The following is a 14,698-nucleotide window of genomic DNA, read 5'->3' on the forward strand; positions in this document are numbered from 1 at the left end:
CCATGCTGCTGCGTTTTACCAAGATGCACGGCCTGGGCAACGACTTCATGGTCCTCGACCTGGTCAGCCAGCACGCGCATATTCAGCCCAAGCACGCAAAAATGTGGGGCGACCGGCACACCGGCATCGGTTTCGACCAGTTGCTGATCGTCGAAGCGCCGAGCAATCCGGATGTGGACTTCCGTTACCGGATCTTCAACTCCGACGGTTCCGAAGTGGAGCAGTGCGGCAATGGTGCGCGCTGCTTCGCCCGCTTCGTGCTCGACAAACGCCTGACCGCCAAACGGCAGATCCGCGTCGAGACCAAGGGCGGCATCATCGAACTGGACGTGCGTAACGACGGCCAGATCGGCGTGAACATGGGCGCCCCGCGCCTGGTGCCAGCGGACATTCCGTTCCAGGCGCCGGAGCAGGCCCTGAGTTATCAGGTCGATGTCGACGGTACGCCGGTCGATCTGGCGGCGGTGTCCATGGGCAACCCCCATGCGGTGCTGCGAGTCAGCGATATCAACACTGCACCGGTGCATGAACTGGGGCCGAAAATCGAACACCATCCGCGCTTTCCGGCGCGAGTCAACGTCGGTTTTCTCCAGGTCATCGACCGCCACCGCGCACAACTGCGCGTCTGGGAACGCGGCGCCGGGGAAACCCAGGCCTGCGGCACCGGTGCCTGCGCTGCTGCTGTAGCTGCGATCAGTCAGGGGTGGATGGATTCGCCACTGTTGATCGACCTGCCGGGCGGGCGCCTGTCCATTGAGTGGGCAGGCCCCGGCCAACCGGTGTTGATGACCGGCCCGGCAGTGCGCGTATACGAAGGACAAGTGCGTCTTTGAGTGAGCAGAAGCCATGACCGATAAGCCTCAGGTACCCGCCCGACAGTCCGGTGAATCAGCGTCCGAGAGCCTGGAGGCGGCAGCGGTTGCCGCGTACCTGGAGGCCCATCCGGACTTTTTCGTCGAGCATGAAGAACTGCTGCCGTCCCTGCGCATCCCCCATCAGCGCGGCGATACCGTTTCGCTGGTCGAGCGCCAGATGGCCATCCTGCGCGACCGCAACATCGAGATGCGTCACCGCCTCTCGCACTTGATGGACGTCGCTCGGGACAACGATCGCCTGTTCGACAAGACCCGTCGCCTGATCCTCGCCCTGATGGACGCTGCCACCCTGGAAGATGTGGTGATCAGCGTCGAAGACAGCCTGCGTCAGGATTTCCAGGTGCCCTTCGTCAGCCTGATCCTGCTCGGAGACAACCCGGCCCCGGTCGGCCGCTGGGTGACCCACGCCGACGCGCAGACCGCCATCGGCGGCCTGCTCACCGAAGGCAAGAGCGTCAGCGGCAGCCTGCGTGAACACGAACTCGACTTCCTGTTCGGCGAAGAGCAACGCAAGCAGATCGGCTCCACCGCCGTGGTCGCCGTCAGCCACCAGGGCATCCACGGAATCCTGGCCATCGCCAGCCGTGATCCGCAGCACTACAAGAGCTCGGTCGGCACGCTGTTCCTCAGCTACATCGCCGAAGTCATGGGTCGCGTGCTGCCACGGGTCAACAGCTCCCTGCGCTCGGTACGCTGAGCATGGAACGACAACTGGACGCTTACTGCGAACACCTGCGCAGTGAGCGGCAGGTGTCGCCGCACACGCTGTCGGCCTACCGCCGCGACCTCGACAAAGTCCTCGGCTGGTGCAACAAACAGAACATCGGCAGCTGGCAGGCCCTGGACATCCAGCGCCTGCGCAGCCTGATCGCCCGCCTGCATGCCCAGGGGCAGTCCTCGCGCAGTCTGGCTCGCCTGCTCTCGGCGGTGCGCGGGCTCTATCACTATCTGAATCGCGAAGGCCTCTGCGACCACGACCCGGCCACCGGCCTGGCACCGCCCAAAGGCGAACGCCGCCTGCCGAAAACCCTCGACACCGACCGCGCCCTGCAACTGCTTGAAGGTGCGGTCGAGGACGATTTTCTCGCGCGGCGGGATCAGGCAATTCTGGAGTTGTTCTACTCTTCCGGCCTGCGCCTGTCGGAGCTGACCGGGCTCAATCTCGATCAGCTCGATCTGGCCGACGGCATGGTTCAGGTACTCGGCAAGGGCAGCAAGACGCGCCTGTTGCCCGTCGGCAAAAAGGCCCGGGAAGCGCTGGAGCAATGGCTGCCGCTGCGGGCGCTGACCAATCCGGCGGACGATGCGGTGTTCGTCAGCCAGCAAGGCAGACGCCTTGGCCCGCGAGCGATTCAGGTGCGGGTCAAACTGGCCGGCGAGCGCGAACTGGGACAGAACCTGCACCCGCACATGCTGCGGCACTCCTTCGCCAGCCATTTGCTCGAGTCCTCCCAAGACCTGCGCGCGGTGCAGGAATTGCTCGGCCACTCGGACATCAAGACCACCCAGATCTATACCCACCTGGACTTCCAGCACCTGGCGGCGGTCTACGACAGCGCCCACCCACGGGCCAAACGCATGAAAGGCGACGATTCATGAGCATCCAGTTGATCACCTTCGATCTCGACGACACCCTGTGGGACACCGCTCCGGTGATCGTCAGCGCCGAAGCGGTTTTGCGCGAATGGCTGAGCGAACATGCGCCGAATCTGGGCGCGGTGCCGGTGGAGCATCTGTGGTCGATCCGCGAACGGGTGCTGGCCAACGAGCCGGGACTCAAGCACCGCATCAGCGCGCTGCGCCGGCGAGTGCTGTTCCATGCGCTGGAGGAAGCCGGATACGCCCACAGCGAAGCGTCGGATCTGGCGGACAAGAGTTTTGAAGTGTTTCTGCATGCGCGGCATCAGATCGAGGTGTTCCCGGAAGTCGAGCCGATTCTGGAAACTCTCGCCAAGCATTACGCCCTCGGGGTGGTCACCAATGGCAACGCCGATGTCCGTCGTCTCGGACTGGCGGACTACTTCAAGTTTGCGCTGTGCGCCGAAGACATCGGCATCGCCAAGCCGGATGCGCGCCTGTTCCATGAGGCTTTGCAACGTGGTGGTGTCAGCGCCGAAGCGGCGGTGCATATCGGCGATCACCCGGGGGACGACATCGCCGGGGCGCAGCAGGCCGGATTGCGTGCGATCTGGTTCAACCCCGCCGGCAAGGTCTGGGAAGCGGAGCGCCTGCCGGATGCCGAGATTCGCAGCCTGAACGATCTGCCCGCGGTGCTCGCCCGCTGGAACAGCCGCGGCTGATTTTCTTTCGCCCATAAAAAAGCCCGCAGCGACGGCGGGCTTTTTCAGCAAGCAAGCGCCACGCCTCAGATAGGGCGGCTGCCGTACTTGTTGTCCGGCTTCTTGGGCGGATCGGCGACCACGTTGGCCTCCACTTCCTGAACCTTGCCACCGCGCGCAAGGAACTCTTCCATGGCCTTGGCCAGGGCATCGCGCTCCTTGTTCTTGGCTTCGATGCTCGGCAACTCGTCGACCGACACCGCAGCCTTGGCCTTGCCTTTGGCAGCCGGGGCCGGCGTATCGTCACCGCCATCGTCGTCAGCAACGTCTTCCGCTGCTGCTTCCAGACCTTCCTCGGCCTCGTCTTCGTCGCCTACTTCGAGGTCGTCGTTTTCCAGATCATCGTCGCTCATGTTCTACCTCATGACTTGCGAAAAGCAGATTAGTTATAGACCAGCTTTGGCGACTGTCGAAAGTCGCCGGAAAAAAATCAGTAACCATTGGTGACCAACGGTTTATGCCCCTTCACCGTGCAAGGTGGCGAGGACTTTACGGGCACCGCCATGATCACGGTGCTCGCCCAGGTAAACGCCTTGCCAGGTGCCCAGTGCCAGTCGGCCCGCCGTTACCGGCAAACTGATCTGACAGCCCAGCACGCTGGCCTTGAAGTGCGCCGGGAGGTCGTCCAGGCCTTCGTCGTTATGCTCATAGCCGTCTGTTCCTTGTGGGATCAGACGATTGAAAAATCGTTCGAAGTCGCGACGTACCGCCGGATCGGCGTTCTCGTTGATGGTCAACGACGCCGAGGTATGCTGCAGCCACAAATGCAACAGACCGACACGGCATGCCTTGAGTTCAGGCAGACCGGCGAGCAGCTCGTCCGTCACCAGATGAAAGCCCCGGGGCCGTGCCCGCAGGGTTATCAGAGTCTGTTGCCACATACAGTTCTCCGCACGTTCGGGGCGCATTCTAGCGCGCTCTGGAAAAAAACAAAGGCCCTAATATTCCTTCAATGATGTAAGCCTTTGGCCGCAGAAAAACACTCGTCGTAAACACGACCAAAGCAGTACGAAAAATCCTTTCAGCTGTATCAGGGAAGACAAATTCCAGATAAAAAAATGCCCGGCAAGCCGGGCAAGTTTTTTGCGGCGCGTGCTTACAGGTTGTAGCCGCGCTCGTTGTGTTGTGCCAGATCCAGGCCGACCGATTCTTCTTCCTCGGTCACACGCAGACCCATCACGGCATCCAGCACCTTGAGGATGATGAAAGTGACGATGGCGGTGTAGATCACGGTGAAGCCGACGCCTTTGCACTGAATCCAGACTTGTGCGGCGATGTCGGTGACGGTGCCGAAGCCACCCAGCGACGGTGCAGCGAACACACCGGTCAGGATCGCGCCGAGGATACCGCCGATACCGTGCACGCCGAAGGCGTCCAGGGAGTCGTCATAACCGAGTTTGCGTTTCAGGGTGGTGGCGCAGAAGAAGCACACCACGCCTGCTGCCAGACCGATCACCAGGGCGCCCATCGGGCCCACAGTGCCAGCGGCCGGAGTGATCGCGACCAGACCTGCAACGACGCCGGATGCGATACCCAGTGCGCTTGGTTTGCCGTGGGTGATCCACTCGGCGAACATCCAGCCCAATGCAGCAGCAGCGGTAGCGATCTGAGTGACCAGCATCGCCATGCCGGCGGTGCCGTTGGCGGCCGCAGCGGAACCGGCGTTGAAGCCGAACCAGCCGACCCACAGCATCGCCGCGCCCATCAGGGTGTAACCCAGATTGTGTGGCGCCATCGGAGTGGTCGGGAAACCTTTGCGTTTACCCAGTACCAGGCAGGCGATCAGACCGGCCACACCGGCGTTGATGTGCACCACGGTGCCGCCGGCGAAGTCGAGCACGCCCCAGTCCCACATCAGGCCGCCGTTGCCGGACCAGACCATGTGTGCGATCGGTGCATAGACCAGGGTGAACCAGATGCCCATGAAGATCAGCATCGCGGAGAACTTCATCCGCTCGGCGAACGCACCGACGATCAGCGCCGGGGTGATGATCGCGAAGGTCATCTGGAAGGTGATGAACACCGCCTCAGGGAACAGCGCCGCCGGGCCGGTCAGGCTCGCTGGCGTAACACCGGCAAGGAACGCCTTGCCGAAACCGCCCACGAACGAGTTGAAGTTGACGACGCCCTGCTCCATGCCGGTGGTGTCGAACGCGATGCTGTAGCCATAAATGACCCACAGGACGCTGATCAGACCGGTAATGGCGAAGCACTGCATCATCACGGAAAGAATGTTTTTCGACCGAACCATGCCGCCGTAGAACAGCGCGAGGCCGGGAATGGTCATGAACAGCACGAGGGCTGTGGAAGTAAGCATCCAGGCAGTGTCGCCGGAATTCAGGACTGGGGCTGCCACTTCGTCTGCCGCCATGGCCAGGCCGGGCATTACGATAGACAACAGGGCTCCTAGCCCTGCGAATTTACGCAGAGTCATATTGTTTTCTCCTGGGGCGTTGGGTTTGTGGCGGCGTTTAGATCGCGTCGGTATCGGTTTCGCCGGTACGGATGCGGATCGCCTGTTCCAGATTGACCACGAAGATCTTGCCGTCACCGATCTTGCCAGTGTTGGCAGCCTTGGTTATCGCCTCGATAACCCGATCCAGATCCTTGTCGTCGATGGCAACGTCGATTTTCACCTTGGGCAGAAAATCGACCACATACTCCGCGCCGCGATACAGCTCGGTGTGACCCTTCTGCCGACCGAAGCCTTTGACTTCAGTAACGGTAATGCCCTGCACGCCGATTTCGGACAGCGACTCGCGCACGTCGTCCAACTTGAACGGCTTGATGATGGCAGTGACTAGCTTCATGAAACTCTCTCCCGAATTGGTGGACTTGCCCCAGGAAAACAAACCCGACTCAAGTCTAAGCGCAGTGCCTGGCTTTGTAACGCTTCGTTGTCGACGCCAGCTAACCGCTCCAGACGAAACTCCCCGCTCCGTCTGCCGCACTGCATTCGTCACAGCGACTGCATCAGTGCATGGGTCGAAGGTGACTAAGCAGAAAGCTTGCCATCTCGCCAAAAACCACTGATTTCAATCCCTTGGCCGCTGCCGCAGATGCCATCACCCAAATGGCACTCCGGATACGCACAACAACGGTGCGTGGCCGTGCATCCCGTTGCGCGAAAAGCGTGCATCCGTGCCTGCGCCAATGACTATAGACACTGCGTGATACACTGCCGGCCATTGTTTCCAGGACATATCCCATGCTCGCGCCCAAAGACTTCCTCGACGCCCTGAGCGGCACCGCCTCCCGCCTGTTCAGCGGCGACACGCCCTTGCCAAAAGCCGAAATCGAAAGCCAGTTCAAGATGCTGCTGCAAAGTGCGTTCAGCAAACTCGACCTGGTGAGCCGTGAAGAGTTTGACAGTCAGATGGTGGTGCTGGCGCGCACTCGCGCCCGGCTCGAGAGCCTTGAGGCGAAGGTGGCTGAGATGGAAGCGAAGCTGACGCCGCCGGCTGAGTGAGTCTTCATCCCAGCCTGCCACTGGCTGGCGGAATTTCGTTGATGCTTGCGCCAGCGATCAAACATGCACAACCTCGGGATACGCGAGTGTGTCCACTAAGGATGCGCAGGCCTTGGCCTCACCGAAGCCTGCAACTGAAAACCGTCTCCTCAAGGCGGTTTTTTTTCGCCTCGAGATAGCTGCAACAATCGGTTTTCTGAGGAGTAGTCACAGCAACTGTTCAGCTCCCCGCCGTACGACCTTGAATTCAGATCAAGCGCAATGCGCCAGCCACTCCACTTGATCACGGACGGAAGCTCCTCTCTAAACTCCAGCTTTTCGCAAATCGTAAGTCGACTGAAGATTCATCCAGAACTCAGTCGTGGTGTTGAGGTGAATGGCCAGCCTGATTGCCAGATCGGCGCAGATCCTGAGCTGGCATTTCACAAGCTTCTCGATCTCGGTTTCAGGCCAGTTTGTGGGCATGGCCAAGTCCATGACAGTCATGCCCAACGGCTCCCAGTTGCCGTTACGTACGGACCTGAGCTTGAGCCAAGTGGTCTGTTAGCAGGCAGAAGATGAATGCATAGGCCCGCACAACCGCTTTCTGATACGTCTTGTAAACCTCTACTCAAACGCTAGAACCCCGCTCAACTACCCTTCAAAAACCCGCAGGAAGCGGCCCCCGATTCAACTCAAGGAACGACCATGTCCCTCGCCATCGTCCACAGCCGCGCCCAGATTGGCGTGGATGCTCCCGCCGTCACCGTCGAAGTCCACCTGGCCAACGGCTTGCCCTCGCTGACCATGGTCGGCCTGCCCGAAGCGGCGGTGAAGGAAAGCAAGGATCGGGTGCGTAGTGCGATCATCAATTCCGGGCTGCAGTTTCCGGCGCGGCGGATCACGTTGAATCTGGCGCCGGCGGATCTGCCCAAGGATGGCGGGCGGTTCGATCTGGCGATTGCGCTGGGGATTCTGTCGGCGAGTGTGCAGGTGCCGACGTTGACGCTCGATGACGTGGAATGTCTGGGTGAACTGGCGTTATCCGGCGCAGTCCGGGCGGTGCGCGGGGTTTTGCCGGCGGCGCTGGCGGCACGCAAGGCCGGGCGGACGCTGGTGGTGCCACGGGCGAATGCCGAGGAGGCTTGTCTGGCGTCGGGACTGAGGGTGATTGCGGTGGATCATCTGCTGGAGGCTGTGGCGCATTTCAACGGGCATACGCCAGTCGAGCCTTATGTCTCGGACGGGCTGATCCATGCTGCCAAACCTTATCCCGACCTGAATGAAGTACAGGGCCAACTGGCGGCCAAACGGGCGCTGCTGATTGCCGCTGCCGGCGCCCACAACCTGCTGTTCAGCGGGCCACCGGGGACGGGCAAGACATTGCTGGCCAGTCGTTTGCCAGGGCTGCTGCCACCGCTGACCGAGAGTGAAGCGCTGGAAGTGGCGGCGATTCAATCCGTCGCCAGTGGCGCGCCGCTGACTCACTGGCCGCAACGCCCGTTCCGCCAACCGCATCACTCGGCTTCCGGGCCGGCATTGGTCGGTGGCAGTTCAAAACCTCAGCCCGGCGAAATCACCCTCGCCCACCATGGCGTGCTGTTTCTCGATGAGCTGCCCGAGTTTGATCGCAAGGTGCTGGAGGTGCTGCGCGAACCGCTGGAATCCGGCTGCATCGTGATCGCAAGGGCCAAGGAACGGGTGCGGTTTCCCGCGAGATTCCAGCTGGTCGCGGCGATGAATCCCTGCCCCTGTGGATATCTCGGCGAACCGAGCGGCAAATGCTCATGCACACCGGACATGGTGCAGCGCTATCGCAACAAACTGTCGGGGCCGTTGCTGGACCGGATCGATTTGCACCTGACAGTAGCGCGGGAGGCGACAGCGTTGAACCCTGCCGTGAAACCGGGAGAAGACAGCGCCAGCGCGGCCACATTGGTCGCCGAGGCCCGCGAGCGTCAGCAAAAACGCCAGGGCTGTGCCAATGCGTTTCTCGATTTGCCGGGGCTGAAGAAGCACTGCAAGTTATCCACAGCCGATGAAACCTGGCTGGAGTCAGCCTGTGAGCGACTGACCCTGTCGCTGCGTTCAGCACATCGGCTGCTCAAGGTTGCACGGACACTGGCCGATATAGAGAAGGTTGATGCCATATCACGTGAGCATCTGGCCGAAGCGCTGCAGTATCGCCCAGCGACGCAATGACGGGATGGACAGGCAGCTTAGAGGCGACCTGTGCCAGCTGAAAATAAAGTCCGCACGCGCTGATAGCCATTAGCCAAGATGTGATATAACGACGGCGCTGTTCATCAGGCGCCAGAGCTTTTAGTTAAAAACTTCAAAATTTAAAGCAATATAAAATGGAGGCGACACATCATGGAAAAGAACTCTTCAGCCCAGCGGGCGCAATACACTTAATCAATAAAATCATCATGAGACGGCAGAATTAAAACAACTGTCGATGACAGATTTTCAATGGCGAACGCGTCAAGACAATATCAATCAGTTGTCTACGCGCAATCCAGCTGATCCAACTTTTTTGCCACGGCAAATTTTAAAAGTACAAGTCATTAATGAAAAACGTCTATTTGATCAGCAATGTCACCCGTGGCGGAAAAACCTACCTCGAATACCTGATCCCGGCGCTCAATGCCCTGCGCCACGCCTACAACTGCATCGTGCTGCAGACCGACAAGACCGGCCTGAGCAGGCAGGAGGCAGAAGAGATCCTTGACTATCCGGTTGAGCAGGTTGAAGTCGAAGTCATCGCGAACCTGGCCTCGCAAGTCGTCATTTCAAACGATGCCTGGATTGGCCGACTGCTCGACGATTCGAACTTCGGTATTTTCCTGACCCACGGCAATGTGGGAATGCCGACCAAAGACAAGTATTACTACGCCGAACTGACGTCCTATTGGGATGTGGTCATTTCTTCGTCCCGATCGGGTTTTGATCTGATCAGATCGGGCCTGCAACGCTACAGACCCGACAGAAAGGCCCTGAAATCGCTGATTGCCGATGGCATAGCCTTGCGCTCCGACCTGCGCAAGACCAGTCCGGTCGCGACTCTGCCCATCAAGGTTCCGAAATTCTTTGAATCCGCTCCCGGGTCAAACAAGGCGTCGGATGATTTCGTTGTCGGACTGCTGCCGACCCAACTGGGAATCTGCCCAAGCGGCGCCTCCCTGTACGAGAACCTGCAAACCGTGATCAACGCGGTCAAATCACAGATCCCTCACGCCCGGTTCATCCTGCGTCCGTACATGGCCGACCTTCAGCATCCAACCCTGAAGGACCTGTGCAACCAGCTCTCGGCGTATGAATGGATCACCATCGACACGACAGGCACCAGCAGCACGGTTTTCTATCAACAGTGCGACACCATCATCACCGATGCCTCGACCGGCGGTGTCTCGTTCATGCTCAACACGTGCAAGCTGCCGATCTATTACGTTCCGACGACCGACGAGTCCAACCCGACCGTCGACGTCTGGCTGCAGCAAATGAACAACTTGCTGCCCATCGCCAAAAACGGCGAAGAACTCAAAGAGCTGGCACTCGGTTTCAGCCTGATGTCCCCTGAAGACTGCTACTTCATTTACAAAAAGTTCTATGAGCGTCAATACAGCAACTTGCCATTACCGCAGGATGTGTTTCACGACTTGATTGAAAACAGGCACGACTCGATGTTCTGCCAACTAACCATCGACTCTTTTGGCAATATTAAAGAGCGTGATTGAACTTGCATTGCGTGTTGAACCGGCCACGGCTTCATCACGCCAGGTATCCAAACCGGACACTGGTCAGAACGCTATGAAATGTAACCCTCACGCACAGGTAATCTGGATTACGGGCCTTTCAGGCGCCGGAAAGTCAACGCTGGCCGGTGATCTCGTTACCCGTCTGCGCAACCGCGGGGAATCGGTCGTGATGCTCGACGGCGACGAGCTGCGCGAGGTGTTCGGCGCCACCGCAGCCAGCTCGCAGAACCATGGCCGCGAAGGGCGACTCGCGTTGGCCATGCAATACGCCCACCTCTGCAGAATGATCGCCGCACAAGGCCACACCGTGGTGATCGCAACGATTTCGCTGTTTCGTGAAGTTCATGCGTGGAACCGTGCCCACCTGCCTGGCTATTTCGAGGTTTACCTCAAAGTACCAGTAGAGGAACTCGGTCGCCGGGATCCCAAGGGCATCTACCGCCGGTTTCATGCCGGTGAACTGCACAACGTTGCCGGTCTCGACTTGCCTGTGGATGAACCGCAGGCAGCGGACTGGCTGGTCGAATTCGACCCGCTGCGCTCCAGGCAAGACCTGGCAGACGATCTACTCAATAAAATTCACACAAGGAATCCGGCATGAAAACCGAATGGGATTACACCACCCTGGCCGACGCTTACCTGAAGCGCCCTGACTACGCCGATGCTGCCATCGATGCCATGCTCTCGATCGCAGGGGCCGAACAGGGCGACAAATTCTGTGACGTCGGCGCCGGTGTTGCACACCTGACGCTGATGCTCGCCGCTCGCGGTCTGGACGTCACCGCCGTGGAGCCGAACGACGCGATGCGCGCCAACGGCATCAAGCGCACTGCCGAGCTGTCCAATGTCAAATGGCACGAAGGCACTGGCGAAGCGACCGGGCAAACGACCCAGGCGTTCGACATGGTCACCTTCGGCAGCTCGTTCAACGTCTGCGACCGCCAGCAGGCCCTCAAGGAAACCGCGCGCATTCTCAAGCCTCGGGGCTGGTTCGCCTGCATGTGGAACCACCGCAACCTCGAAGACCCGATCCAGGCCCGGATCGAAGCCATCATCAAGGATCGCGTACCCGGTTATGGCTACGGCACCCGCCGCGAAGACCAGACGGCCGTGATCGACGCCAGCGAACTGTTCGGCCCGGTCGTGCACCTGGATGCCCGCGTCATTCACGAGCAGAGCATCGAAGAATGCCTGGAAGCCTGGCGCTCCCACGCGACGCTGGAGCGTCAGGCCGGTGCGAATTTCCATGAAGTGATCAGCGCCATCGACGACTACCTCAAAGGCCTGAAGACGCCTTCGATCCAGATTCCGTACTCGACGAACATTTGGGTTGCCCAGCTGAGATAACGCCTGATGGCCCTGCATTTCTCTACCAAGGCCGGGACGCTGTCCAGCCTGCAAGAACGGCTGACCTCGGCCCGTATTGCTCCGCTGCTGGCATTCACCGTGGCGGACTGGCGGCGGAACCGGCAAGCCTGTGTCCAGGCGGTCGGTGAGCGGCTGCCGGCCGCCCCATGGATCGTGCGTTCCAGTTGCGGGCGTGAAGACAGTGCCCAGGCGTCCTTCGCGGGCGCCTTCCTGTCGATCCCGAATGTCGACGATGCAGGGCTGAGCCCGGCGGTGGAACAGGTCATCGCCAGTTATGGCGAGGCGTTTCCGGCGGACGAAATACTGATTCAGCCCATGCTGGGGAACGTACTGCGCTCCGGCGTGGCCTTTTCCCACGACCCCAACACCTGCGCGCCCTATCGCGTGGTGAACTGGTCGGAAGGCAGCGACACGGCCTCGGTGACCGGTGGCATGGGCGGGCGGCTCTGGCAACAGGCTGCCCAGAGCAAGATTGCAGCGCCCGCCGCCCTCGCGCCCGTGGTTGGCCTGCTCGAAGAGCTGCTGGCACTGTTCGGTGGCGAGCCCGTCGACTGCGAGTTTGCAGTCACCCGTGAAACCGAAGGCGAAGTGCTCTGGCTGTTACAGGCCCGGCCACTGATCCTGCCTTCCCGTCCGGAGACCGATGCCGAGCAATCGGCCCGCCTGGACAGCATTCAGCGCAAAGTCGCACGCGGCATGCGACCGCATCCGTTCCTGATCGGCCAGCGCACGGTCTATGGCGTGATGCCTGACTGGAACCCGGCGGAGATCATCGGAATCCGGCCCAAACCTTTGGCGCTCTCGCTGTACCGCGATCTGGTGACCGATTCCATCTGGGCTTACCAGCGGCACAACTACGGCTACCGCAACCTGCGCAGCTTTCCGCTGATGCCGCACTTTTTCGGCTTGCCCTATATCGATGTGCGCCTGTCGTTCAACTCGTTCATTCCGGCGGACCTCGATGAGGATCTGGCGGGAAGACTGGTCGACTATTACATCGACAGATTGCTGGCCGAACCGACACTCCACGACAAGGTGGAGTTCGAAATCGTGTTCTCGTGCTACACCCTCGATCTCTCGCAACAACTGGAGCGCCTCGCCGATGCAGGCTTTCAGCCCCACGAGCTGGAGGCAATCAGCACCAGCCTGCGCAAGCTGACCAATCGCATCGTCCATCCCAAGGACGGTCTGTGGCGCAGCGATGCCAACAAGCTGGATGTGCTCAATGCCCGTCGTGAAGAGCTGATGGCCTCCGACGCCGACCCGCTGGAGCGCATTTACTGGCTGCTGGAAGACGCGAAACGCTATGGCACCCTGCCGTTCGCCGGTTTGGCGCGCGCCGGTTTCGTCGCCGTGCAGATGCTCAGGTCGCTGGTGTCCGTGGGCGTGTTCTCGCAAGCCGACTACGATGCGTTCATGGCCGGTGTTTCAACCGTCAGCGGGCAGCTGGCGCGCGACCGGGCAACGCTCGACAAGACGACCTTCCTCGCGCGTTACGGCCATTTGCGACCTGGCACCTACGACATCCTGTCTCCCCGTTACGATGAAGCCCCGGAACTCTATTTCGACTGGACCCAGCGCCCCGCCGCTCCGGAACCGCTTCAACCGTTTTCGCTGACGCTGCCACAGATGCGCGAGATCGTGAAACTGCTCGAAGCCCATGGCTTGCAGCCGGATCCGGTGGGTTTGCTGGACTTCCTGCAGAACGGTATCGAACTTCGCGAACTCGCCAAGTTTCACTTCACCCGCAACCTGTCCGACGCACTGGCGTTGATTGCCCAAGTCGGTGCCGAGCACGGTATCGGGCGCGAAGATCTTGCTTATTGCGACATCCGTGCCTTCACCGAACTGCACGTGGCGGCAGCGGAGCCCAAGGAAGTGCTGCTGCGCAGCATTGAACAGGGCAAGGCGCGTTACGCCGAGACGCTCAAGGTATCCCTGCCGCCGGTGATTACCCGGCCGGAAGATGTCTGGGGCTTCGAGTGGCCGGAAACGGCGCCCAACTTCATCACCCAGAAACGCGTGACCGCACCGGTTGTGCTGTGCGACGACCGGGACAAACTCGCCGGGGCGATCGTCTGCATTCCCAACGCGGATCCGGGGTTTGACTGGCTGTTCGCCTACCCGATCGCCGGATTGATCACGGCGTGGGGCGGCGCCAATTCGCACATGGCAATCCGTGCCGGCGAGCTTGGCCTGCCGGCTGTCATTGGGGCGGGTGAAGTGCTTTACCGTCGCTGGTCGACCGCGGACTTCCTGCACCTGGATTGCCCGGGCCGGCGGGTGGAGATGATGACATGAAGGTGGTCGCAGTCAGTCAACGGGTGGACAGCTATCCAGAGCGAGGAGAAACCCGGGATGCGCTGGATCAGCGACTGATCGGGTTCCTTCTGGCAGCCGGTTTCATTCCGGTACCCGTGCCCAACGGCTTGCCGCTCGATCACTGGCTGGCGGCCGTCGCGCCACACGCCATTGTGCTGTCGGGTGGCAATGACATCGGTCAGTGCCCGACCCGCGACCGTACCGAGAGCGAGTTGCTGGATCACGCTCGCGAACGTCAGTTGCCAGTACTGGGCATTTGTCGCGGCATGCAGATGCTGGCGCACGAGGCTGGCGGCGAGTTGAAACCGGTGACCGGTCATGTGCGAACCCGGCATCAGCTGTCCGGCCGGATCGTCGCCGAGGTGAACAGCTATCACGGCCTCGCTCTTGCCGGTTGCCCGCAGGGTTTCGACGTCATGGCGCGCAGCGAAGACGGTGAAATCGAAGCCATCCGCCACCTTCAACTGCCTTGGGAAGGCTGGATGTGGCACCCGGAGCGCGAAGCGGATTTTGCCACCCACGACCTTGAACGTATCCGGCAGCTGTTCGGCGAACCTGACTCCATTCAATAACCCACGGGATAGACGT

At 60.6% G+C, this 14,698-nt stretch carries 16 protein-coding genes; 11 read left to right on the forward strand and 5 right to left on the reverse strand.

What is annotated here, in order from left to right; all coding sequences use genetic code 11:
• Positions 1–2: 2 nt before the first annotated feature.
• From dapF to L6D74_RS02000, 4 genes are read left to right on the forward strand one after another with little or no spacing between them, the layout of a single operon-like run.
• Positions 3–833 carry a diaminopimelate epimerase gene (gene dapF / locus L6D74_RS01985; protein ID WP_011336523.1) on the forward strand — a complete coding sequence of 277 codons (831 nt, stop codon included), beginning with the start codon at positions 3–5 and terminating at the stop codon, positions 831–833.
• A 13-nt stretch (positions 834–846) separates the two neighbouring features.
• Complete coding sequence (locus tag L6D74_RS01990) at positions 847–1,572, forward strand: DUF484 family protein (RefSeq protein WP_007951894.1); 726 nt, start codon at positions 847–849, stop codon at positions 1,570–1,572.
• A gap of 2 nt (positions 1,573–1,574) precedes the next feature.
• A complete protein-coding gene (xerC, locus tag L6D74_RS01995) occupies positions 1,575–2,474 on the forward strand; it encodes a tyrosine recombinase XerC (RefSeq protein WP_007951897.1) in 900 nt (299 codons plus the stop codon).
• Positions 2,471–3,175, forward strand: a complete 705-nt coding sequence (locus tag L6D74_RS02000) for an HAD family hydrolase (RefSeq protein WP_085667349.1) — start codon at positions 2,471–2,473, stop codon at positions 3,173–3,175. The genes xerC and L6D74_RS02000 overlap by 4 nt, the downstream gene beginning before the upstream one ends.
• Before the next feature lie 65 nt (positions 3,176–3,240).
• On the opposite strand, the gene sutA is transcribed toward L6D74_RS02000, so the two are convergent.
• The 4 genes from sutA to glnK all read right to left on the reverse strand — a co-directional run bounded on the left by sutA (position 3,241) and on the right by glnK (position 6,024).
• Positions 3,241–3,567 (reverse strand): transcriptional regulator SutA, encoded by a 327-nt coding sequence (gene sutA, locus L6D74_RS02005; protein ID WP_007964546.1) that lies wholly within the window; start codon positions 3,565–3,567, stop codon positions 3,241–3,243.
• A 102-nt stretch (positions 3,568–3,669) separates the two neighbouring features.
• Positions 3,670–4,095: a secondary thiamine-phosphate synthase enzyme YjbQ gene (locus L6D74_RS02010; RefSeq protein ID WP_039765261.1), complete on the reverse strand. Its 426-nt coding sequence runs from the start codon at positions 4,093–4,095 to the stop codon at positions 3,670–3,672.
• 215 nt (positions 4,096–4,310) lie between these two features.
• Positions 4,311–5,648: an ammonium transporter gene (locus L6D74_RS02015; protein ID WP_007951904.1), complete on the reverse strand. Its 1,338-nt coding sequence runs from the start codon at positions 5,646–5,648 to the stop codon at positions 4,311–4,313.
• Positions 5,649–5,685: 37 nt separating this feature from the next.
• Positions 5,686–6,024 (reverse strand): P-II family nitrogen regulator, encoded by a 339-nt coding sequence (gene glnK, locus L6D74_RS02020; RefSeq protein WP_002555808.1) that lies wholly within the window; start codon positions 6,022–6,024, stop codon positions 5,686–5,688.
• Positions 6,025–6,422: 398 nt separating this feature from the next.
• On the opposite strand from glnK, the gene L6D74_RS02025 reads away from it, so the two are divergent.
• Positions 6,423–6,683 carry an accessory factor UbiK family protein gene (locus tag L6D74_RS02025; protein ID WP_007920416.1) on the forward strand — a complete coding sequence of 87 codons (261 nt, stop codon included), beginning with the start codon at positions 6,423–6,425 and terminating at the stop codon, positions 6,681–6,683.
• A gap of 303 nt (positions 6,684–6,986) precedes the next feature.
• Here L6D74_RS02025 and L6D74_RS02030 read toward each other — a convergent pair whose 3' ends face one another.
• Complete coding sequence (locus L6D74_RS02030) at positions 6,987–7,175, reverse strand: HigA family addiction module antitoxin (protein WP_276574939.1); 189 nt, start codon at positions 7,173–7,175, stop codon at positions 6,987–6,989.
• A 195-nt stretch (positions 7,176–7,370) separates the two neighbouring features.
• On the opposite strand from L6D74_RS02030, the gene L6D74_RS02035 reads away from it, so the two are divergent.
• From L6D74_RS02035 to L6D74_RS02060, 6 genes are all read left to right on the forward strand, one after another.
• Entirely contained in the window at positions 7,371–8,864 is a 1,494-nt protein-coding gene (locus L6D74_RS02035) for a YifB family Mg chelatase-like AAA ATPase (protein ID WP_236187563.1), read from the forward strand.
• 368 nt (positions 8,865–9,232) lie between these two features.
• Positions 9,233–10,399, forward strand: a complete 1,167-nt coding sequence (locus L6D74_RS02040) for a hypothetical protein (RefSeq protein WP_085647041.1) — start codon at positions 9,233–9,235, stop codon at positions 10,397–10,399.
• A 73-nt stretch (positions 10,400–10,472) separates the two neighbouring features.
• Positions 10,473–11,021 (forward strand): adenylyl-sulfate kinase, encoded by a 549-nt coding sequence (locus tag L6D74_RS02045; protein ID WP_064600359.1) that lies wholly within the window; start codon positions 10,473–10,475, stop codon positions 11,019–11,021.
• Positions 11,018–11,767, forward strand: a complete 750-nt coding sequence (locus L6D74_RS02050) for a class I SAM-dependent methyltransferase (protein WP_236187564.1) — start codon at positions 11,018–11,020, stop codon at positions 11,765–11,767. The genes L6D74_RS02045 and L6D74_RS02050 overlap by 4 nt, the downstream gene beginning before the upstream one ends.
• Before the next feature lie 6 nt (positions 11,768–11,773).
• Entirely contained in the window at positions 11,774–14,089 is a 2,316-nt protein-coding gene (locus L6D74_RS02055) for a PEP-utilizing enzyme (protein ID WP_064600363.1), read from the forward strand.
• Entirely contained in the window at positions 14,086–14,682 is a 597-nt protein-coding gene (locus L6D74_RS02060; RefSeq protein WP_064600365.1) for a gamma-glutamyl-gamma-aminobutyrate hydrolase family protein, read from the forward strand. Before L6D74_RS02055 ends, L6D74_RS02060 begins: the two co-directional genes overlap by 4 nt.
• The last annotated feature ends 16 nt before the right edge of the window (positions 14,683–14,698 follow it).

This window comes from Pseudomonas pharyngis (assembly GCF_021602345.1).
In the GTDB taxonomy this organism is placed as follows: Bacteria; Pseudomonadota; Gammaproteobacteria; order Pseudomonadales; family Pseudomonadaceae; genus Aquipseudomonas; species Aquipseudomonas pharyngis.

Coding starts and splice junctions, on each gene's coding strand:
- L6D74_RS02040 (WP_085647041.1), top strand. CDS start 9,233: ATGAAAAACGTCTATTTGATCAGCAATGTCACCCGTGGCGGAAAAACC.
- L6D74_RS02010 (WP_039765261.1), bottom strand. CDS start 4,095: ATGTGGCAACAGACTCTGATAACCCTGCGGGCACGGCCCCGGGGCTTT.
- L6D74_RS02035 (WP_236187563.1), top strand. CDS start 7,371: ATGTCCCTCGCCATCGTCCACAGCCGCGCCCAGATTGGCGTGGATGCT.
- L6D74_RS02025 (WP_007920416.1), top strand. CDS start 6,423: ATGCTCGCGCCCAAAGACTTCCTCGACGCCCTGAGCGGCACCGCCTCC.
- glnK (WP_002555808.1), bottom strand. CDS start 6,024: ATGAAGCTAGTCACTGCCATCATCAAGCCGTTCAAGTTGGACGACGTG.
- xerC (WP_007951897.1), top strand. CDS start 1,575: ATGGAACGACAACTGGACGCTTACTGCGAACACCTGCGCAGTGAGCGG.
- L6D74_RS02055 (WP_064600363.1), top strand. CDS start 11,774: ATGGCCCTGCATTTCTCTACCAAGGCCGGGACGCTGTCCAGCCTGCAA.
- L6D74_RS02015 (WP_007951904.1), bottom strand. CDS start 5,648: ATGACTCTGCGTAAATTCGCAGGGCTAGGAGCCCTGTTGTCTATCGTA.
- dapF (WP_011336523.1), top strand. CDS start 3: ATGCTGCTGCGTTTTACCAAGATGCACGGCCTGGGCAACGACTTCATG.
- L6D74_RS02060 (WP_064600365.1), top strand. CDS start 14,086: ATGAAGGTGGTCGCAGTCAGTCAACGGGTGGACAGCTATCCAGAGCGA.
- L6D74_RS02045 (WP_064600359.1), top strand. CDS start 10,473: ATGAAATGTAACCCTCACGCACAGGTAATCTGGATTACGGGCCTTTCA.
- L6D74_RS02000 (WP_085667349.1), top strand. CDS start 2,471: ATGAGCATCCAGTTGATCACCTTCGATCTCGACGACACCCTGTGGGAC.
- sutA (WP_007964546.1), bottom strand. CDS start 3,567: ATGAGCGACGATGATCTGGAAAACGACGACCTCGAAGTAGGCGACGAA.
- L6D74_RS02050 (WP_236187564.1), top strand. CDS start 11,018: ATGAAAACCGAATGGGATTACACCACCCTGGCCGACGCTTACCTGAAG.
- L6D74_RS01990 (WP_007951894.1), top strand. CDS start 847: ATGACCGATAAGCCTCAGGTACCCGCCCGACAGTCCGGTGAATCAGCG.